At 67.1% G+C, this 19,638-nt stretch carries 17 protein-coding genes; 10 read left to right on the top strand and 7 right to left on the bottom strand.

The annotated features are described in order from the left end of the window. Positions 1-71: 71 nt before the first annotated feature. Positions 72-1,127, top strand: a complete 1,056-nt coding sequence (locus tag AC6JAM_RS02390; protein WP_018770163.1) for a lipid II:glycine glycyltransferase FemX — start codon at positions 72-74, stop codon at positions 1,125-1,127. A 78-nt stretch (positions 1,128-1,205) separates the two neighbouring features. On the opposite strand, the gene manA is transcribed toward AC6JAM_RS02390, so the two are convergent. The 4 genes from manA to AC6JAM_RS02370 all read right to left on the bottom strand — a co-directional run bounded on the left by manA (position 1,206) and on the right by AC6JAM_RS02370 (position 5,969). Continuing rightward, positions 1,206-2,450, bottom strand: a complete 1,245-nt coding sequence (manA, locus tag AC6JAM_RS02385) for a mannose-6-phosphate isomerase, class I (RefSeq protein ID WP_497933927.1) — start codon at positions 2,448-2,450, stop codon at positions 1,206-1,208. A gap of 81 nt (positions 2,451-2,531) precedes the next feature. Further along, the gene (locus AC6JAM_RS02380) at positions 2,532-4,181 is read right to left on the bottom strand and encodes an LCP family protein (RefSeq protein WP_018770161.1); all 1,650 of its coding nucleotides are present in this window, start codon (positions 4,179-4,181) and stop codon (positions 2,532-2,534) included. A gap of 10 nt (positions 4,182-4,191) precedes the next feature. After that, positions 4,192-4,776 (bottom strand): 5-(carboxyamino)imidazole ribonucleotide mutase, encoded by a 585-nt coding sequence (gene purE, locus AC6JAM_RS02375; RefSeq protein ID WP_018770160.1) that lies wholly within the window; start codon positions 4,774-4,776, stop codon positions 4,192-4,194. After that, a complete protein-coding gene (locus AC6JAM_RS02370; protein ID WP_497933926.1) occupies positions 4,773-5,969 on the bottom strand; it encodes a 5-(carboxyamino)imidazole ribonucleotide synthase in 1,197 nt (398 codons plus the stop codon). Before AC6JAM_RS02370 ends, purE begins: the two co-directional genes overlap by 4 nt. A 174-nt stretch (positions 5,970-6,143) precedes the next feature. Here AC6JAM_RS02370 and AC6JAM_RS02365 point away from each other — a divergent pair, with 174 nt between their 5' ends. Continuing rightward, positions 6,144-6,704 carry a GtrA family protein gene (locus AC6JAM_RS02365; protein ID WP_134164543.1) on the top strand — a complete coding sequence of 187 codons (561 nt, stop codon included), beginning with the start codon at positions 6,144-6,146 and terminating at the stop codon, positions 6,702-6,704. Between the two features lie 14 nt (positions 6,705-6,718). Here AC6JAM_RS02365 and AC6JAM_RS02360 read toward each other — a convergent pair whose 3' ends face one another. Next, on the bottom strand, positions 6,719-7,420 hold the full coding sequence (locus AC6JAM_RS02360) for a TIGR03089 family protein (protein ID WP_018770157.1): 702 nt from the start codon (positions 7,418-7,420) through the stop codon (positions 6,719-6,721). Between the two features lie 392 nt (positions 7,421-7,812). On the opposite strand from AC6JAM_RS02360, the gene AC6JAM_RS02355 reads away from it, so the two are divergent. The 3 genes from AC6JAM_RS02355 to AC6JAM_RS02345 are packed head-to-tail and all read left to right on the top strand — an operon-like array spanning position 7,813 to position 13,461. Further along, complete coding sequence (locus tag AC6JAM_RS02355) at positions 7,813-8,346, top strand: WhiB family transcriptional regulator (protein WP_018770156.1); 534 nt, start codon at positions 7,813-7,815, stop codon at positions 8,344-8,346. Between the two features lie 29 nt (positions 8,347-8,375). After that, entirely contained in the window at positions 8,376-11,744 is a 3,369-nt protein-coding gene (locus AC6JAM_RS02350; RefSeq protein WP_134164542.1) for a glycosyltransferase family 2 protein, read from the top strand. Continuing rightward, positions 11,737-13,461 (top strand): DUF5719 family protein, encoded by a 1,725-nt coding sequence (locus AC6JAM_RS02345; RefSeq protein WP_134164541.1) that lies wholly within the window; start codon positions 11,737-11,739, stop codon positions 13,459-13,461. Before AC6JAM_RS02350 ends, AC6JAM_RS02345 begins: the two co-directional genes overlap by 8 nt. Before the next feature lie 19 nt (positions 13,462-13,480). Here the strand turns inward: AC6JAM_RS02345 and AC6JAM_RS02340 are convergent, their stop codons facing one another. After that, entirely contained in the window at positions 13,481-13,993 is a 513-nt protein-coding gene (locus AC6JAM_RS02340) for a metallopeptidase family protein (RefSeq protein ID WP_018770153.1), read from the bottom strand. A gap of 117 nt (positions 13,994-14,110) precedes the next feature. On the opposite strand from AC6JAM_RS02340, the gene AC6JAM_RS02335 reads away from it, so the two are divergent. The 4 genes from AC6JAM_RS02335 (at position 14,111) to AC6JAM_RS02320 (ending at position 17,647) form a co-directional block, all read left to right on the top strand. Next, complete coding sequence (locus AC6JAM_RS02335) at positions 14,111-14,497, top strand: DUF3499 domain-containing protein (protein WP_026265913.1); 387 nt, start codon at positions 14,111-14,113, stop codon at positions 14,495-14,497. Positions 14,498-14,575: 78 nt separating this feature from the next. Continuing rightward, the gene (locus tag AC6JAM_RS02330; RefSeq protein WP_018770151.1) at positions 14,576-14,803 is read left to right on the top strand and encodes a Trm112 family protein; all 228 of its coding nucleotides are present in this window, start codon (positions 14,576-14,578) and stop codon (positions 14,801-14,803) included. A 75-nt stretch (positions 14,804-14,878) separates the two neighbouring features. Continuing rightward, on the top strand, positions 14,879-16,345 hold the full coding sequence (gene ahcY, locus AC6JAM_RS02325) for an adenosylhomocysteinase (protein WP_134164539.1): 1,467 nt from the start codon (positions 14,879-14,881) through the stop codon (positions 16,343-16,345). A gap of 63 nt (positions 16,346-16,408) precedes the next feature. Then, entirely contained in the window at positions 16,409-17,647 is a 1,239-nt protein-coding gene (locus tag AC6JAM_RS02320) for a L,D-transpeptidase (RefSeq protein WP_134164538.1), read from the top strand. A gap of 1 nt (position 17,648) precedes the next feature. Here the strand turns inward: AC6JAM_RS02320 and AC6JAM_RS02315 are convergent, their stop codons facing one another. After that, on the bottom strand, positions 17,649-18,449 hold the full coding sequence (locus tag AC6JAM_RS02315) for an RDD family protein (RefSeq protein ID WP_056393501.1): 801 nt from the start codon (positions 18,447-18,449) through the stop codon (positions 17,649-17,651). 88 nt (positions 18,450-18,537) lie between these two features. Between AC6JAM_RS02315 and AC6JAM_RS02310 the strand changes: the two genes are divergently transcribed. Continuing rightward, positions 18,538-19,530: a stage II sporulation protein M gene (locus AC6JAM_RS02310; RefSeq protein ID WP_497933925.1), complete on the top strand. Its 993-nt coding sequence runs from the start codon at positions 18,538-18,540 to the stop codon at positions 19,528-19,530. Positions 19,531-19,638 lie beyond the last annotated feature (108 nt).

Here is a 19,638-nt window from a genome sequence, read left to right as displayed (position 1 = left end):
ATGTCAGGGCCCCGGGGCGCCGCGTGCGCACCGGGGCTTTGCCGTTAATGCCTTGGTATAGGGTTTAAGCCATGATTCCTGCTGTTGTGCCCTGTACTGACCGCGCCCTTTGGGACGAATACGTCGACCGGTTCCAGGGGCATCCGCAACAGCTGTGGGGCTGGGGCGAGACCAAGGCAACGCACGGCTGGTCCGTGGACAGGGTCCTGGTCAAGGCCGGCGAGGAAATCATTGGCTGCGCCCAGTTGCTGGTCCGCAGGCTTCCCGTCCCCTTCCGGGCGCTGGTCTACATTCCGCGCGGCCCCATGTGCTCCGTGGAGAACGCCCAGGTGGTCCTGAACCGGCTGGCCGAGCACGCTGCCCTCCGCCACCGCGGCGTGGCCCTCAGCATCGAACCCGACTGGGACCGCGACTCAGGTTTTGCCGGCGCCGTCGCGGCTGCCGGCTTCCGCGAGTCCGCCAACACCGTGCTCATCCCGCGCACGCTCATCCTGGACCTCACCCGTTCCGACGACGAACTGATGGCGGAGATGTCCAAGTCCACACGGGCGAACATCCGCAAGGCCATGCGAAGCGACGTGGAATTCCGCAAGGTCAAGAACGACTCCGAGCTGGAACAGGTGCTGGCCATTTACCACGACACTGCGGCACGGGCGGGCTTCGGGATCCACGAAGACCAGTACTACCGCGACATCTTCCGCAACCTCGGCGACGCCTCACCGATCATCGCCGCGTTCGACGGCGAGCAGATGCTTGCCTTCACGTGGTTGTCCCGCAGCGGTGCCACCGCGTTCGAGCTCTACGGCGGGGTCTCTGCCGAGGGGCAGAAGCAGCGCGTGAACTACGGCGTGAAGTGGGCGGCCCTGCAGTCCATGCGCGAGGACGGCTGCAGCCGGTACGACTTCAACGGCCTGCTCAACGACGGCATTTCCGACTTCAAGAAGCAGTTCGCCAAACACGAAAACATGCTGCTGGGCACCTGGGACAGGCCGCTGTCGCCGTTCTACCCCGCATACGCCACAGCCATGCCGCTGGCCCGCAAGGGCCTCCAGCAGGGGCGCCGGCTGGTGAAGACCGCAGCTGGCCGTGTCGTGCCCCTGGTCCGGAAGCTGCGGCCGGCCAGCTGACCGCACTATGACAGGAGGGCGACGGCGGCACCCGGGTGGGTGCCGCCGTCGCCCTTTGTTGTTGCCGGCGCGGCCCTGCTAAAGACCGGTGGTCACCGCGAATGCCAGCGCCGTGCCGTCGCTGCCTGCCGCCCGGTGGACGTTGACCGGAGCTTCCGCAGCGGCGATGAATGCGCTGCCGCCGCGCGACAGCTGCAGGTCCCCCTTGGGGGAGTCGAGGTACACGTCACCTGCCACCACGATGATCACGGCCGGTCCGGCCTGGGCCAGTGGAACGGGACCGGCGTCAGGGCCCAGTTCGATGCGCTGCAGCTGGAATTCCCGGAACGGCGGGCGGAAGATGTCCTGGTCCAGCACCGTCTTTTCGGCGTCCAGCATCGGCACGGCCACGGGATGGAAGTCGATGGTGCGCAGGAGTTCGGGCACATCCACGTGCTTGGGCGTCAGGCCGCCGCGCAGGACGTTGTCCGAGGAAGCCATGACCTCCACGCCCAGCCCGTGCAGGTACGCGTGCACGTTCCCGGCAGGAAGGTAGACCGCCTGGCCCGGCTTCAGTGAGATCCTGTTCAGCAGGAGCGAAATCAGGACGCCGGGATCGCCGGGGTACTTTTCGTTGAGGCTGATGGCGGTATCCAGCTCTGCCTGGTATGGCTCAAGCGGAGCCCCGGACACCAGGGCTGCCACCACCAGGGCCGTTTCCTCTGCCACGTCCGTGCCGCCCGTGATCAGCCGTTCGAAGGCCCGGCGGAGCGCCGCACCCTCATCCGGACCGTCGAGGTCGCCAAGAAGGGCCCGGAGCAGCTCCGGCGCCTGTCCGCCGCCATGGAAGGCAGCCGCAACGTGCTGCAAAATCTTCCGGGTCTCCGCAGCCGGCCGGAACCCGCACAGCGCCTCGAAAGGTGTGAGTGCCAGGATCATCTCCGGCTTGTGGTTGTCATCCTTGTAGTTCCGGTGGGCGGCATGGGGATCGATCCCGGCCTCATTTTCGCGCGCAAACCCCTCCCGCGCCTGTTCCAGGCTCGGGTGGACCTGGAGCGAGAGGGGCTGGGCTGCCGCGAGGATCTTGGCCAGGAACGGCAGCCGGGGGCCGAACGCGGAGACGGATTCAGCGCCCAGGAAATGCTCAGGGTCAGAGGAGATGAGGGCATCGAGCGGGCTCCGGGACCCGTCCTCGGGCAGGTGGGCCACCGAGGGAGAGTCAGGGTGTGCCCCGATCCACAGCTCGGCCTCCGGGCGCCCTGACTCGGGACGGCCCAGCAGCGAGGCGATGGCCGTCGTCGAACCCCAGGCGTAGTCCCGGAGGACGTTCTCAATCTCGTACAAAACCGTTCCGTTCCTTATGGGTGGGCAGATGTGTGGCCCTGATGGCTGGGCACTGGGTGTTTGGCCCGATGGGGCTGAAGGTTACAGCGGGGCGCACTGTCCGTTGGTCGCCACGAGTTGGCGGATGGCCTCTTCGTCGCCCGCGAGCTTGAGCTGGGTCAGCATCTCCTCGGTGATCGGCTCCCCGTCGGGCGTCGTGGTCACGGGGGTGAAGTCCGACGGCGAGGGCTGCTGGGCGGCATTGCCCGCGGCGGGCAGACTGGCGGGGACGGCCCCGCCAGCCTGGACGTGGCCGGCGCCGGCCTGGGGAACCGTGATCCCGTCGTCGGGAATTCCGGCCGACTGGGCACCCTTGGCGGATGCTGATGCCAGCAGCTGGTCCACGCGCTCATGGATCTGGTCGAAGTCAGGGTTGGTGGAGAACGAGGGGTCGAAGTCGGGCGGTCCGATGGTGAGCCGCTTGACGTCCTTGCCCTTCGCCTTGATGGCGAGGTCCAGGAAACTGCCCAGCTGGGCGGAGGAGATGTTGGACTCCACCACCTTTGTTCCGGCCCGGGCGATGTCCTCGAACTTGGACAGCAGGGTGGCCGGATCCAGCTGCTTCAACATGGCCTGCTGTACGCACTGCTGGCGCTGGATGCGGGAATAGTCGTCCACGTACTCGCGGGAGCGCCCGTACCAGAGTGCCTGGGCGCCGTTGAGCGTCTGGTCTCCGGCGGGGATCCATCCCAGCGGCATGCCGTGGGTCTTGGTGGCCTCGTCGAAATAGCCGCTCATGGGAACCCAGCCCCCGGCTTTGATCCGGATACCCCCCATGGCGTCGATGAGCGTCGAGAAGCCCTCCATGTCAACCAGGACGTAGGCCTGGATCTGCATGCCCAGGGTGCCGGAAACGGCCTCCATGGTCGCCTGGGCGCCGGGGTCTGCCACGCCGGGGTAGAGGTCGGCGTGTTCGTTGGTGACCTCGGTATTGATGGCGTTGATCAGGCATTCGTCACCGCAGTTGTACCCGTCAGGGTAGAGGGCGCGCATGGGGGAGCCGGCGCTGAACTGTGCATTCTGGAAATTCCGGGGGACCGAAATGATGGCGGTCTGCCCCGTCTGGGCGTCCACGCTCAGGATGGAGAGGCTGTCCGGCCGGCGTCCGGTGCGGTCGTCGCCGGCGTCGCCGCCCATCATGAGGAAGTTGTAGCGTCCGTCCACGGGCTCCATGGCCGGGCCGGAGGAAAAGATGTTGCCGATCGCGTTGCGGCCCACGTTCAGCAGGTAGGCGGCGTAGCCCAGGGAGCCGCTTCCCACCACCAGCGCGAGCACCAGGGCGATGCCGACGGCGGGACGCGCCCGCGGAGCCAGCAGGACAGGCCGGATGAGCCGGAGGGTGTTCAGGAAGAGGAAGGCCCAGCCGAGCGCCAGCGCCGCCAGCAGGACCACCAGCACCATCGACGTGATCGGGTTGGTGAGGATATTGATGACCAGGCTCCGGTTGAGCAGCAGCATGGCCACTGTCAGTACCAGGAGTGCCCACACGCAGAGCGTTACGCGCAGGGCAGTCCGCCCCAGCTTCCGGTCCCCGGCGACGAGTTGCGCGCTGCCCGGTACCAGGAGCGTCAACAGGACCAGCACGAACGCACGCTTGGTACGGACCGCGGGGGAAGCACTGACCGGATAGCGTACCGGGTCCGTCATGGAGGCGCCGGAGCCGGTGTTGAGCACGCTGCTGCTGCTGGCCATGCCCGCCGCCCTAACGGCTGCCCCGGAGAGCGCTTGAGCCGCCGGGGAAGACTTCGCTGACTTTTTGCCGCAGGCTGGCCCCCTTGCGGGAGGCGACGGCGTTGAGGTCGGCGGCGAAATCCAGGAGGTCCGCCCGCAATGAAGAGGCAAGCTCATCTGTGCCGGAGGCCAGCATCCGTACGGCCAGGAGCCCGGCGTTCCGCGCCCCTGCGATGGATACCGTGGCAACCGGCACGCCGGCCGGCATCTGGACGATGGACAGCAGGGAGTCCATTCCGTCAAGGGTCTTCAGGGGAACGGGAACGCCGATCACGGGCAGCGGCGTGACGCTGGCGAGCATGCCCGGCAGGTGGGCGGCGCCGCCTGCGCCGGCAATGATGACCCGCAGGCCGCGTTCGTGGGCGGTCTGGCCGTACCGGATCATCTCGGTGGGCATCCGGTGGGCCGATACGACGTCCGCTTCAAAGGGGATGCCGAACTCGGCCAGGGCGTCGGCCGCAGCCTCCATGACGGGCCAGTCCGAGTCGGAGCCCATGACCAGCCCCACCAGGGGACCGGCGCCGGAACCGGCGGCTGTGGTTGCTTCGGCGCTCATGCATTCTCCTCGAATATTGCGGAAGGTTCTTCGGTGCCAACCCGTCCATCACGGATGATGCCTGCCACGGCCGTGGCCCGCCGGCGCACCGCGTCGACTTCCGCGGTTGACGATCCCAGCAGGTTGACGTGGCCGATCTTACGTCCGGGCCGCACTGATTTGCCGTAGCAGTGGATTTTGGCGGCCGGCTCGGCGGCGAGAGCCATGGGGTAGGCGGAGTACAGGTCCTGGTTGTCCCCGCCCAGGAAGTTCTTCATGACCGCGACGGGCGCCAGCGCATCGGTGGCGCCCAGGGGCAGGTTCAGGACGGCGCGAAGATGTTGTTCGAACTGGCTGGTAATTGAACCGTCCTGGGTCCAGTGGCCGGTGTTGTGCGGACGCATTGCCAGTTCGTTGATAAGGAATCCGGCACCGCTGCCCGGTGTTTCGAAGAGTTCCACGGCAAGGACGCCGGTCACATCCAACTCGGCGGCGATGCGCAGGGCGGCGTCCTCCGCGGCGGCAGCAACCTCCAGCGGAATGTCCAGCGCGGGAGCAATCACCTCGTCGCAGACACCGTCCACCTGGATGGTGTGGACCACCGGCCAGGCCCGTGCCTCGCCGTCGGGCGTGCGTGCCACGAGGGCGGAGAGCTCGCGGGTGAACTCGACTTTCGCCTCTGCCAGGAGGGGACTCATGGCGGCAAACCAGTCCCCGGCTTCAGCGGCCTCGTCTGCTGAGCCCATGATCCGGACCCCCTTGCCGTCGTAGCCGCCCCGTGGGGTCTTCAACACGACAGGCCAACCGGTTTCGTCGCCGAAGAGGACCAGCGCGTCCACGTCCGCGACCGACGCCCAGGCCGGGTTGGGCAGTTCCAGCCGGTCGATGGCGGCACGCATGACCAGTTTGTCCTGGGCATGGACCAGGGCGTCCGGTCCGGGCTGGACGTTGACTCCGGCCTCCAGGAGGGCTCGAAGGTGGTCCGTCGGCACGTGCTCGTGGTCGAACGTCATCACGTCCAGGCCCTTGGAAAATTCCAGGAGCGTCTGCAGGTCCTTGTAATCGCCCACCGGCGTGGCCGGTACGGCCGACACTGCGGAAACGTCGTCGCCCTCGGCCAGGACGCGGAGTTCAAAGCCGAGTGCGGTAGCGGCAGGGGCCATCATTCGCGCGAGCTGGCCGCCGCCAACCACGCCTATCACTGGGAAAGTCACATCTGCCAGCCTACCGAAGAGGGGCCCGATCCCGCTTTTCCCGCCCGGCGGGGGACGCAGATTTTACGCCGCTGGGCTACCCGGTCTGCTGGCCGGCAACACATGCTCAAAGCTTTGGGGGCTAAAATGGGCATTTGGCCGTGTGGCCCACAGTTCGGACGGCCATGGAGGGTCATGTTTAGCGCACTTTCAGATCGTATCCGGGGACTCGCCTCACTCTTCTGGCGCGAGGTGGCCAAATTTGGTGCGGTGGGCGGTGTGGCGTTCGTCATCGACAACGGGCTGACGTATTACCTGATGCACGGTCCCATGTCGGACAGCGAGGCGAAGGCCCGCTTTGTGGGTGCCACTGTCGCTACCGTCTTCTCATGGGTGGCGAACCGTTTCTGGACGTTCCGTCACCGCCGCCAGGCCAACATCCTCCGCGAATTTGTCATGTTCGCCATCATCAATGGCATTGGCATCGGTATCTCCACCGGATTCACGGCACTGGCCAAATACTGGATGGGCATCGACGACAAGAACCTGCTGTTCCTGGCGGGTGTGGCCGGCATCCTGGTCGCCACGGTGGTCCGCTTCTTCGCGTACCGCTTCCTGGTGTTCAACGAGGAACTGGACCAGGAGCCGGAGTTCTCCCACGACCACGAGATCATCGAAGCCCACCCGCACAGGGAGCACGCACATGCCGCTGAACGCCCGGCTCCCACCCCGGCCGACGGCGGTCCGCAGGCCTAGGCTGTGAAACCTGATTAACTGCCGTGGATCCGTTCGTCTGCGAGCAGTTTGTCGGTAAGCGCCACGTCAGGATGGGTCAGCACCACGGAGCCGCCCTGCCGCCAGGCCCCCAGCGCGTTGGCCAACGCGGATTCCAGTCCCTGGTCTGCAGCAACATGCACCCTGGCTCCTTCCGAGTGCGGCAGGGCGAAACTGCTGGTCAGTTCGCTGTGCAGGATGGTTCGCCCATCGTGAGTCCGGAGCGCGCAGGCTGAAGGATCCGGGTCGGCGTGCGGCATGAACACATCCCCGTGGGACCGCACCTCCGCGGCGTAGTCAAGGCAGCCGGCGGGAAGCTCCCCGGTCCAGCGCATGGCCAGGGCGGGCAGCGCAACTGCAATAACGGCGTCGTCCTGTTCCCCGGCGCCGGCGGGATCGTCCGTGGCCAGGAAATCTGCCGGGCCGCCGTCGAGCACGGTTTCCAGTCCAAGCTGCCACCCGGCCAGGGCCCAGACCAAAGCCTTCCAATGGGCCGGCAGCGCGAGCCGCAGGCGCATGCCCGGCTCCGCATCCAGCTCGTCCTGCAACAGGTTGCTGGTCTTGGCCACCCAGTTGTCCAGGACCCGTCCCGACAGTTCCACCCGTTCCGAGTCGGGCCCGTACCAGGTCAGGCGGGGTGCCGTGGAATTTCCGGAGCGAAGGGTGCCCATCAGGTCTATGGCGGGGATTGTCGTCATGGCTTCATCCTGCCACCTTCCCGGGTCTCCCGGCGGTGCCCATTTCCTGGCGGCAGTTTCCTGCCGGCTCCCAGGGTGATAATAATCACACACACTGCTAAGCGTGCTTGCTATTTCGGCGGGGACCGGGTATTTTCCCCGCGGATCCGGAGAATTTGCGGTCTGTTTGGCCCTTGTCGGCACCCCGCGGCATCCGCCACGCCCGGGTGAATGGAAATCCCGGGCGTGGCGTGCGCAAACTTCCCAGGTTGGACTGTCTATTATCCCGGCAACGGCTTGACTCGCCCTAGTTACACACGTGTAATTAGGTAACTAAAGCAATTGCGTAAATACCGGCACACAACCGAGTGTCCACGTATCCAGGCAGTGGCTGAAACATCAGGAGGGTCGCCGTGGGGCAAGCAGAGCGTATCCAGGAAGATGCCGTCGTGGCCGGTCAGGCAACGGCAAAATACCGTGCGCGGGGGGTGCCGAGTGATTGGTATGTTGACCCCGCCGATCCTGATGCCGCAGAGCGGTACAACAGGAATTCCGGCAGCATCCTCGAGGACCAGGCCACCGCGTTCCTTGCGGCACACGAGGCCCTCCTTGACGGCGGCGCCGAGCCGGAAGACGACCTGGATCCGCCCATGGAGCTGGCAGCGCCCGGTACCGCCCAGCCGGTATGGATTGGACTTCCGCTCCAGCAGGACTTCGACGACGAGGGCGAACTTGGCTGGCAGACGGACGCATTGTGCGCCCAGACGGATCCGGAAGCATTCTTCCCGGAAAAGGGCGGCTCCACCCGCGATGCCAAGAAGGTCTGTGGTGCCTGCAACGTCAGGTCCCAGTGCCTGGAGTATGCGCTGGCCAATGACGAACGGTTCGGCATCTGGGGAGGCCTTTCCGAGCGTGAGCGCCGGCGGCTAAGGAAGCGAGCAATCTGATTCTTCAGGATGTCCATGTCACTGCCGTTGTGGTCGCCCACAACGGCAGTGCCTATCTGCCCAGAACCCTTTCGGCCCTGGCGGCCCAGACCAGGCCCGTGGACCGCGCCATTGGCGTGGACACCGGATCCCGCGACGACTCGCACAGCCTCCTTCAGGAAGCCTTGGGGGAGGCCGCCACTGTCAGCCACCCCCGGGGCAAGGGCGGTATGGGCGCCGCCGTCTCCGCCGCGCTTGGCGCGCTGGCGCCCTTCGAGGCAACTGTCGACGGTCCGGGTACGGAGTGGGTCTGGCTGTTGCACGACGACGCCGCGCCCGCCCCAGAGGCCTTGGCTGAACTCCTGGGCGCCGTGGAGCGTGCGCCTTCAGTGACTGTTGCCGGCTGCAAACAGCTGGACTGGCATTCGCCGCGGAAGTTGATGGATGTGGGTTTGTCCACCAGCCGGTGGGCGGAGCGGCTTACCCTGATCGACGCTGACGAAATGGACCAGGGCCAGTACGACGGCCGCACTGATACCTTCGCCGTCAACTCCGCAGGCATGCTTGTCCGGCGGGACATCTGGGAACACCTGGGCGGTTTCGATCCCGCCCTGCCCGGCAGCGGCGATGACGTCGACTTCTGCTGGCGTAACCGGCTGGCAGGCCACCGCGTCGTGGTGGTCCCCGCAGCCCGCATGTTCCATGTGGCGCACCGCCCGCACGCCCTTGGAAACCCGTCCGCAGCCCGGAAAGCGCAGGTCCACCTGCGCCTGAAGCACAGCCCGCTCTGGATGGTGCCCCTCCACGGCATCGGTGCACTGCTGGGCAGCCTCTTCAAACTTGTCCTGAGCGTTGTGGTCAAGGATCCCGGCCACGGCATTTCCCAACTCCTTGCCACTTGCGCTGCCCTTGGCCGGCCCGGGGCCGTGGCGAGGGCCCGGCGGACAGCCAAACGCACACGGCGCATCCGCCGGTCCGTGATCCGCAAGCTCCAAACGCCCCGACGCGAGGTGTGGAGCCACCGCAGGTCGTTGATGGAGGCCCTGGGATCCGACGGGTCGGGCGCAGACCACCTCGTGCAGGATCCGCTCGCGCACCAGCCAACCGGCGATGCCGCGGACGATTTCGCCGCCCTGGCCACCAGCAAACGCGGATGGGTGGGTAACGGCGCCCTGGCTGCCGTCATTATTGCGGCGGTCGCCTCGCTCCTGGCCCTGGCGGGGCTGTTCCGCGCGGGGGCCGTAACCGGGGGCGCCCTGATTCCTGTCTCCGCCCAATTGGGCGATATCTGGCACCATGCCTCGAGCTGGTGGATCAGCCTGGGGGCGGGACTCCCGGGGCACGGCGATCCCTTTGACTACGTGCTCTGGATCATCGGCGTCCTCGGCGGAGGTGACGCCAACCCCGCCATGGCGTGGCTGCTCCTGCTCGGGGCCCCGCTGTCCGGACTCACCGCGTGGTTCGCCGCGGGCGGGGTCACAGTGCGCCGCCGGCTCAGGTTCGTGGCGGCCATCTTTTGGGCTGCTGCTCCAGCACTCCAGGTGGCACTGAACCAGGGCCGCGCCGGTGCGTTGATCGCGCACATCATGCTGCCGCTGGTGGTCCTGGGCCTGCTGCGCGCTACCGGCTCGGCGGTAGGCCACGGCCGTTTCAACCCCGCGTCAGCCCTTGACGACCGGCCGGCCGAACTGCCGCCGGCCAAGGCGGGCATCAACGGGGTGCCCTCATGGACGGCCGCCGCAGCTGCCGGCCTTGCGCTGGCGGTCACAACGGCGTCGGCGCCCTCTTTGCTTGTCCCTGCGGCCGCGGTCATCGTGCTCTGCGGGGTCCTGCTGGGACGGCGCGGGCGGACAGTGTGGTGGGCGCTGTTGCCCAGTGCGGCCTTGTTTGTCCCCTTCGCGTTGTCGACGCTTGACCGGCCGAGGGCACTCCTGGCCGACCCCGGACTCCCGCTGGGATTCGACGCTGCCCCACTCTGGCAGCAGATCCTGGGCCAGCCCCTGTCATTCGACCCTGCTGGCGGCATACAGGGGCTGGCGGCCTTCGCGGGCGGACCGATGCCGTGGGCCCTGCTGCTGGCACTGCTGGTCGCCGTGCCCGTGCTGGTCCTTGCCGTAGTGGGTCTCCTGGGCCCCGGGCGGCGTGCCGGGACTGCCAGATGGTTCTGGGTTGCCGCGGTGATCTTCCTTGCCAGTGGATGGCTGGCCAGCCACGTTGCCACGGGCCTGAACGAGGACGTCCTAGTAACGCCCTTCACCGGACCGGCAGTGTCTGCCGCGTCCTTTGCCCTCCTCGCGGCAGCCCTCCTCGGAGCCGAGCAGTTGCTGTCCGCTGCGGCACGGGCTTCCGGTACCGGGGCCAAGACCCGGACTGCGACACGCGCCGGCCTGGCACTGGGCCTGGTGGTACTGCTGGCAGGACCGTTGGCCGGAATGGCCGCCTGGTCCGCGCAAAACCTGCTGCGCCCGGCCGGAGCAACGGCCGCGCCTTCAGTGGCCACGCTGGGAGATGCCACCAGCCCAGCCCCTCCCGGGGCCGGGGGAGCCCTGGGCGCGCCGCGGCTGGTGGAAGCCACTGCCGGACGGTCCCTTCCCGCCACCGCCATTGACAGGGGGATCGGACCCGAGCAGACACGAACCCTCCTGCTCCGTACCGGCGACGACGGTACCTTCAATGCATCCCTGATGCGCGGGAGCGGCACCACCCTGGACAGCTTGTCTGCCATCGCCTCCGCACGGAACATCATTGGCGCTCCCGGCGCGGAAGAGGTACGTGGCGACGACGACGTCACCGCTGCGCTTCGACGCGTTGCAGCCACCCTGGTTGCCGGGCAGGGCGTGGACCCGCGGACGGACCTGGAACAACTCGGTGTCGGATTCGTGGTGCTCCGCTCCGCGGACACCGCAGCCCAGCTGACCGCCAGCCGGATGGATGCAGTTCCCGGCCTGGTGGCCGTGGGACAGACCGACGTTGGCTGGCTGTGGCGCATCAGCCCGCTGAACCAGCCGGTCATCCAGGCCGCCGATGTTGCCCACCGTGTCCGCATTGTCGATCCCCGCGGCGCGGCCACGGCGCTGGTGGCATCCGGAACTGATGAGGTCGACGCCGCAGTCCCGGCAGGTGCCGAAGGCCGTTTGGTGGTGCTTGCCGAACGCGCCGATCCCGGGTGGACTGCCTGGCTCGATGGGCGGAAGCTGACCTCCACCACCTCAGGCTGGTCCCAGGCGTTTACCCTTCCGGCATCGGGAGGCCGGCTTACCGTCCGGTACGAAAACCCGTGGTCCTTCTGGACTGCCGCCGCCCAGATCACGGTGATCGGACTGACAGTCATCCTTGCCATCCCCATGCCGGCCCGACGGCCGCGGACCGGCCTCTCCCGTGACGAGGGCTCCTTGCGTAAGGAACACCAACATGCATGACCACACCCCACCGGCCACGGCGCAGTCCGATGCCGGAACGCAGCCCGCAACCAAGCAGCCGGCCGCAGGCGAAAAGCCGGCCCCGGAGCGGACCGGGACCGGGACAGGCAGGAAGGCATCCGGCCGCGGCGCTACCCGGCTGCCCGGCGCCAAGGGCCGCGCAGCATCCGCGGCCGGAGTGGCGGCAGGCGTCCTCATCCTTGCCGGCACCGGTGCCGTGGTGGCCGCGGGGTCATTGACGCCGCATCCGGAAACCAGCCGGACTGTGCCGGCCGCGGAAGCCGCTGTTCCCGCAGGAGCCAGCATCGGAGTCTGCCCCGGGCCTGCGCGGCTGCTGGAAGGCACCGACGCGGGCACTGACGCCCAGTTCCGGCCCGAGTCAGCCACGGCCGCAACCAGGGTCAGCGCCGCTGTGCTTGGCGCGGGCGGCGTGCTGCCGGGGAGCCGGCTGTCAGGACTGGACGGAACGGCCGCCGTCGAAATCGCCAAGGACCCCGGCGCGGCGCCCACTGCCGGCACCCCCCAGGAGCTCCTTGCCGGAGTAGTTGCCGACCGCGCGGTGGACCAGGTCAATGTCCTCAGTGCCAACGCCCTGGCAAACCAGAACGCATCGGCTGCGGGTGCCATGAAGTACACCGCCAGCGACGGCGACCTCCAGGGCAGTGCCGCGGCGACGTGCGCGCAACCCTCCAACGACCAGTGGCTTGCAGGTGCCGCCACCACGCTTGGCCGCACCTCCGTGCTGGCGCTGACCAACGCCTCCAGCACTCCTGCCACCGTGAGCCTGGAGCTGTTCGGGGCGGGCGGTCAGATCCAGGCTCCGGGCAGCCGCGGACTGCTGGTTGCCCCCGGCACCACGCGCAGCGTAGTCCTCGCAGGGCTGGCGCCCAACGAGTCCCAGCTCAGCGTGCATGTCCGCAGCGCCGGTGGCCCGGTTGCCGCGTCAATCCAGCAAAGTGTCCTGCGCGGCCTTACCCCGGGCGGCGTGGATTTCATTAGCCCGGGGGCTGCGCCCGCAGTCCGCCAGGTAATGACGGGGGTGGACATCCAGGATCCGGCCGGTGTCGCTGCACTGACCGGGCAGCCGGGGTACCGGGACGCGGGCCCCGCCCTGGAGCTGACCGTTCCCGGCGCCTCCGACGCCGTGGTGGAGATCAAGCTGTACGGTCGGGACGGCCAGCATGCGCTTCCCTCCGGCGGTGTTATCACCGCGAAAGCCGGGTCAACCACGGAAGTATCCCTGGCCGGGGTTCCTGCCGGCCAGTACACCGTCGCGGCCTCATCCGACGTGTCCTTCGTTGCGGCAGCACGCATGGGCCGCGGCCTCCAGGCGGGGCAGCCCCTGGACGTGGCATGGGCGGCGTCCGCCGTGCGGCTCGGCAGCCAGCACGTGGTTCCCGTTCCCAAGGGAGGACTTCGCCAGCTGGTTTTCGGCGCCCTGGACGCCCGGGCCACCATCACTTACGCACCCATCACGGCTGATGGAAAGGTGCGGCCGGCGGCCACCGCGGACATCGCCGGGGGGACAACCGCCTCCATCAGCATTCCGGCACAGGCCGACGGGGCCGACGTCGTGGGCTATGTCGTGTCCGCGTCAGGCGGCGCAGCCTATGGAGCGGTGCTCGTGGGACAGGACGGTCGGAACGATGTTTCCTCCCTGGCTTTCCTCGCTGCTGCGGCCGGGCGGGAAACAGTCCCGGTCACGCTGGGCTACTAAAGGTTCCCGGCTGCCGTTATCAATAGCGGCGGCGGTACACGGGATCCAAGGTCTCCGGAGCCACGCCGAGCATCTCGGCCGTGTGTTCCACCACCACATCGTGGACCAGGTCCTGGAGCTCTTCCACGCTGGAGCAGGCCTGCTCCACAACCCGCCGGTACACCGTAATCATGGGCCCGTCATCACCGGAAGCGGGTGTGTAGGAACCCATCGGCGGCGTGGTGGCATGGGCGGCCAGCTGCTCAAGGTCCGGCGGGATCTCGTCCACACCAAAGCGCACGCCGTCCAGTGTTTTGCCCCAAATATCGTGCAGCCGCTGGGCTGAATCCAGCACCATGTCGTCAAAGCGGTCGGCACGCGTCCGGTATCCGGGGTGCGTGGGCAGCATCACCTCACCGCGAAGGCCACGCCCGTGGCGGTTCCGGCGCCGCCTGAAGAAGCTCCTGCCGGCAGTCTCCACGCCCGTTGCCGTGCTGGCATCCGGGTCAGCCAACCGGACCGAAAAGCCTGATTCATGGTTCGATGACTGCATACATCGACTCTAAACCCGGGGGAGGATTTACGCGATACATCCCTGTGGCTGCGGAGACGCGTCGGCCCGTGCGCCAATGCGCGGTTTTTGCGCAGCCAAGGGGTAGTCTGTGATGTCGTGGGAGCTATCCGTCAGTGTTCAAGGTCAGCCTGCCGCCAGTCGGCGGTAGCCACCCTGACGTACGTGTATGCAGACTCCACCGCAGTCCTGGGTCCGCTGGCCACGTATGCGGAGCCGCACTGCTACGACCTCTGCGAGCAACACGCTGACTCGTTGACCGTTCCCCGCGGCTGGGAAGTGCTGCGCCTGGCCATGCCGTCGACCCCCCAGCAGCCAGGGCCGGATGACCTTTTGGCGCTCGCCAACGCCGTACGGGACGCCGCTGCCCTCCCCCCGGAAGCCCAGCCAAGCGCCCAGCGCGGCCACCATTCCGCCCTTGAAGCTCCTGCGGGCGCCGAAGGGGTACGCCGGGGGCACCTGCGGGTCCTCCGGGAACCTTCCTGACCTCCATCTGGCGGTAGGCTGGAAGCTGCACATCTTTCCGCTACCGGCGCGAGCGCGCCCGCCAGGGAGCATGAACAAATGCCTAAGATCAGTCCCGAGCTGTTGTCCGTCCTGCGTTGCCCCGTGACCGGCTCGCCGCTGGTCCAGGAGGGCGAAGAACTGGTGGCCACTGCCGCCGGGGATACGGGGATCAGGAACCGGTACGCCATCGAAGACGGGATCCCGCTGCTGCTGCCTCCGGAACTGCTGGCTGCAGCAGCATCGGCAGGTTCGGACCAGCACGATCACGCCGCGGCAGGGCTCTAGTTCACCTGTATCCGCCCGCACAGAAACAGCAGAACGGGGACTGGACCAGGCCCCGGACCAAGCAAAGGACCACCCATGACTTTTGACTACAAAGTTGCCGACATCTCCCTGGCGGAAGCCGGCCGCCACCAGATCCGCCTGGCGGAGCACGAAATGCCCGGCCTGATGTCCCTCCGCGAGGAGTTCGGCCCCACCCAGCCGCTCAAGGGTGCCCGGATCGCCGGTTCCCTGCACATGACGGTGCAGACCGCGGTGCTGATCGAGACCCTTACCGCGCTGGGCGCCGAGGTCCGCTGGGCCTCCTGCAACATCTTCTCCACCCAGGACGAGGCCGCCGCGGCCGTGGTGGTGGGCAAGGGTACCGTTGAGGACCCCAAGGGAGTACCCGTGTTCGCCTGGAAGGGCGAGACCCTTGAGGAATACTGGTGGACCGCCGAGCAGATCCTCACCTGGCCCGGCGCCGAGTCCAACCCCGAGCTGGGTCCGAACATGATCCTGGACGACGGCGGCGACGCCACCATGCTGGTCCACAAGGGTGTCGAGTTCGAGGCCATCGGCAACGTGCCGTCCGCCGATGCCGAGGATTCCGAGGAATACGGCATCTTCCTGGACGTGCTGCGCCGCTCTCTTGCCGCGGACCCGCAGAAGTGGACCCGAACGGCAGCCACGATCAGGGGCGTCAGCGAGGAGACCACTACCGGTGTCCACCGCCTCTACCAACTGGCTGACCAGGGCAAGCTGCTCTTCCCGGCCATCAACGTCAACGACTCCGTCACCAAGAGCAAGTTCGACAACAAGTACGGCATCCGCCACTCGCTGCCCGACGGCATCAACCGGGCCACGGATGTGCTCATGGGCGGAAAGGTCGCTGTCGTCTGCGGTTACGGCGACGTGGGCAAGGGCGCGGCCGAGGCGCTGCGCGGCCAGGGTTCACGCGTCATTGTCACCGAGATCGACCCCATTTGCGCGCTGCAGGCTGCCATGGACGGCTACCAGGTGGCCAAGCTGGAATCCGTCCTGGCCCAGGGCGACATCTTCATTACCACCACGGGCAACAAAGACGTCATCATGGCCGAGCACATGACCGGCATGAAGAACAAGGCCATTGTGGGCAACATCGGCCACTTCGACAACGAAATCGACATCGCCGGCCTGGCCCGCATCCCCGGCGTCAAAAAGGTCGAAATCAAGCCCCAGGTCCACGAATGGGTCTTTGAGGAAGGCACGGCGGCGGAGCGCTCCATTATCGTCCTGTCCGAGGGCCGCCTGCTCAACCTTGGCAACGCAACCGGCCATCCGTCTTTCGTGATGAGCAACTCGTTCGCAAACCAAACCATTGCGCAGATCGAGCTGTGGACCAAGCGGGACCAGCACGAGTATGAGAACAAGGTCTACGTGCTGCCCAAGGTCCTGGACGAAAAGGTGGCCCGGCTGCACCTGGACGCCCTGGGCGTTGAACTTACGGAACTGACCAAGGACCAGGCGGAATACCTGGACATCGACGTCGCCGGTCCGTACAAGCCCGAGCACTATCGTTACTGAGACGTAAGGGCCCGGGCGCCATCGAGCGCCCGGGCCGTTATTTTCTGCACCTAGGATCGAAACATGGAGCCTGATGTAAAGCCCCGCCGGCGGGGGACTGCCAAGAAAATCCTTGCCGTGGCAGCCGTGTGTGTCCTGGCTGCCCTGGGCGGGGTTTTCGCCGCCGTCGCCCCGGGCCTTGCCGGCGGCCCGCTTGAATCCGAAGCAGGCTCCGCACTGCGGACATCGCCGGGCATCGCTTCCCCCGTTGTTCCGCCCGTGACTTTCGACGCGGCGCCGGCCAACGGTGCAAAGCAGGTGAACCCTGCGGCCCCGGTGTCCCTGAAAGTGGGCAACGGGACCATCCAGCGCGTCACGCTCGCCAGTACGGCGGGGAAGACCATTGATGGCAGCATCGATGCCAGTGGGACGGCGTGGTCCGCCACCGGGCCCCTGGAATTCAACACCGAGTACAGCTACACCTACGTGGTCAAGGACGCCGCCGGACGCGAGACCAGCACGACGCAGTCCTTCAACACGGTGACAAGTTCCCACGAGGCCGACGCCGCCGTCTACCCGCTGAACGGCATGAAGGTGGGCGTGGGGCAGCCCCTGCAGATCATCTTCAGCGAACCCGTGACCAACCGCGCCGCCGTGGAAAAGGCCATCAAGATCACCACGACGGCGGGACAGGCCGGAGCATTCCATTGGTACAGCGACACCATGGTCCGGTACCGCCCGGAGAACTTCTGGGCAGCGAACTCCACCGTCACCATGGACATGCAGCTCTTCGGGGTTGACCTGGGCAACGGCCAAATCGCGAACTTCAACAAAAAGGTGAATGTCTCGATCGGAGACAAGAAGGTGGCCGTCGCCGATGCCACCGCGCATACCTTCACGCTCAGCGTCAACGACCAGCCCGTCAAGACCCTGCCCGTCAGCATGGGGGATAAGCGCTTCCCCTCGGCAAAGGGATACGCAGTGCTTATGGAGAAGAACCGCTTTGACCACTTCAGGGCGGCAAGCATCGGGCTGAAGCCCGACGATCCTGCCTACTACGGTGAGGCCGACGTCGAATACACCATCCGTCTCACCCTGAGCGGCGCCTACATCCACCAGGCCCTTGAATCGGCCTTTCCATACATCGGGAACGCCAACGTGTCCCATGGGTGCATCGGCTTCCTGCCCGACGGGGCGGCGTGGGTGTTCGACAACATGGGAACCGGCGACGTGGTCCAGATCATCAACACCGAGGGTGACTACGCGGCGAATACCGACGGGTTCGGCGACTGGAATATCCCGTGGAGCGAATACGACAACTAGGTCAGGTGGAGAACGGCAGACGCTGCAGCCGTTCCCCGATCTCCGTGTTCCGCCGGTGTGACAGCGACAGCCTGGTGAACTCCCTCTGCCGCCGTTCAGCCACGACGGCGGCCAGATAGTCATCGGCGCCCGTGCCCGGAGGCGGGGGCGGAGCCACGTGTGCGGACAGTTCAGCGGCGATGGCCTGCGCCATGCCCGCCCGGGACAGCGGTGCCATCCGGCCGGCCTGGCGGATGAACTGGGCGGCCCTGCGGGCTGTGGCATCCGGAATACGGCCAATATCCGCCGCTGCAGCCCACGACTGCAGATGGGGTGGAACAAAGACCCGGAGGGCCTGGTCCGCAGGTACCCGGCTGCGGACAGCATAGGTGCCTGCGAGCAAATCGCCGAGCCGCCTGGACTTGTCGTTGAAGAGCGCCACGGCGAGGGCAAGGCCGCCGAACGTCAGATAGATCTCAAGGAACCCGGTCAGGCCGCGGATCACCGCATGCCGGAACCGGATGGCGCCGCCGTCCTCACGGACCACCCGCAGGCCCGTGGCCAGCTTCCCCAGCGACCGGCCCCGGCTCAGGGTCTCGACGGCCACGGGCACCACCACCAGGCAGAACACGACGGCGGCCAGGCCCAGGGCCCGCGCGGCTGCCCCGTCGAGGTCCGCGCCTGCGGCCGACAGGCCAATCATGACCAGCACCAGCAGGACTACGTGGACGATTGCGTCGATAAACAGGCCCAGGGCCCGGGCGGCGAAGCTCGCCGGCCGGAGCTCCAGCACCACTGCCTCGCCGGTGATTATCGGGCTCACACTGCATCCCTGCCCTTCGCTTCTGGTGGTTCGAACGATCAAATGGTGCAGACGGTCAAATTCTAATGCCGGGCGCTAGGCTGTAGCGGTGGACATGGATGCCTTCGCCGCCGTCAATGCGGACAAGTGGGCGCGCCTGCGTAAGCTTGCCGGCAAGGGCAGGCTCACCGGAGCCGAAGCCGACGAATTGCTGGCGCTGTACCAGTCCACGTCCGGCCACCTGTCGCTGGTCCGTTCCATGGCGCCGGAAAGCGGACTCTCCGCGTCCCTCTCGGCCACGCTGGCCCAGGCACGGACCCGCTTCACCGGCGCCCGCTCGAATGCCTTGGCTGACCTTGCACGGTTCTTCGTCGTGGCCCTGCCGGCGGCCCTGTACCGGCTGACCTGGCTGACCCTGGCCTGCGGCACCGCTTTCGTGCTCATCGCTGCCGCGTACGCCATCTGGATCGGGACGTCCCCCGAAGCCCTCCGGGCCGTGGCCTCGGAAGCCGCTGCCGCCCAGTACGTGAACGAGGACTTCGTCAATTACTACTCGGAGAACCCGGCAGCGTCATTTGCCGGTGCCGTCTGGACCAATAATGCCTGGATCAGCGCACAGGCCGTGGCCCTGGGGATCACCGGTGTGTGGGTGCCAATGATCCTGTTCAGCAATGCCCAGGGAGTGGGCATTGCAGCGGGCATCTTCGCGTCTGCCGGCAAGTCCGACGTCTTCTTCAGCTACATCCTGCCGCACGGGCTCATGGAGCTCACCGCCGTCTTCGTTGCCTCCGCAGCAGGCCTTCGGGTCTTCTGGGCAATGGTCGCACCCGGACCACGGACCAGGGGCCGCGCCGTCGCGGAAGAGGGCAGGTCACTGATTACGGTGGCCCTGGGGCTCGTGGTGGTGCTGTTCGTCTCAGGCCTGGTGGAAGGGTTCGTCACCCCCAGTCCGCTGCCAGCCTGGGCCAGGATCGGAATCGGGGTGGCGGTTCTCAGCGCGTATTGGGTCTACGTCCTGGTGTGGGGCAGGCGCGCCTGCCTTGCAGGGGAGCGCGGCGACCTCCGCCGCGAGGATGCCGGCTACACGGAAATCGCTGCCTGAATCGTTGTAATCCTGCCGGGGTGGTTCCTCGCCCGGCGGAACTTCCGGACGGTAGGCTCGACTGCAGAATGAATCGCACCGGCTGACTGGGACCGGTGCGGAACCCAA

It is taken from the genome of Arthrobacter sp. GmRoot5-12, assembly GCF_059739365.1.
Note: the sequence above shows the minus strand (reverse complement) of the source record. Positions and strands in the feature narration are given on the sequence as shown.

What these genes read in the sequence shown, in the direction of transcription:
- AC6JAM_RS02390 (WP_018770163.1), top strand. Translation starts at nt 72, where the DNA reads ATGATTCCTGCTGTTGTGCCCTGTACTGACCGCGCCCTTTGGGACGAA.
- AC6JAM_RS02340 (WP_018770153.1), bottom strand. Translation starts at nt 13,993, where the DNA reads ATGCAGTCATCGAACCATGAATCAGGCTTTTCGGTCCGGTTGGCTGAC.
- AC6JAM_RS02345 (WP_134164541.1), top strand. Translation starts at nt 11,737, where the DNA reads ATGCATGACCACACCCCACCGGCCACGGCGCAGTCCGATGCCGGAACG.
- AC6JAM_RS02330 (WP_018770151.1), top strand. Translation starts at nt 14,576, where the DNA reads ATGCCTAAGATCAGTCCCGAGCTGTTGTCCGTCCTGCGTTGCCCCGTG.
- AC6JAM_RS02360 (WP_018770157.1), bottom strand. Translation starts at nt 7,420, where the DNA reads ATGACGACAATCCCCGCCATAGACCTGATGGGCACCCTTCGCTCCGGA.
- AC6JAM_RS02380 (WP_018770161.1), bottom strand. Translation starts at nt 4,181, where the DNA reads ATGGCCAGCAGCAGCAGCGTGCTCAACACCGGCTCCGGCGCCTCCATG.
- AC6JAM_RS02320 (WP_134164538.1), top strand. Translation starts at nt 16,409, where the DNA reads ATGGAGCCTGATGTAAAGCCCCGCCGGCGGGGGACTGCCAAGAAAATC.
- purE (WP_018770160.1), bottom strand. Translation starts at nt 4,776, where the DNA reads ATGAGCGCCGAAGCAACCACAGCCGCCGGTTCCGGCGCCGGTCCCCTG.
- AC6JAM_RS02365 (WP_134164543.1), top strand. Translation starts at nt 6,144, where the DNA reads ATGTTTAGCGCACTTTCAGATCGTATCCGGGGACTCGCCTCACTCTTC.
- ahcY (WP_134164539.1), top strand. Translation starts at nt 14,879, where the DNA reads ATGACTTTTGACTACAAAGTTGCCGACATCTCCCTGGCGGAAGCCGGC.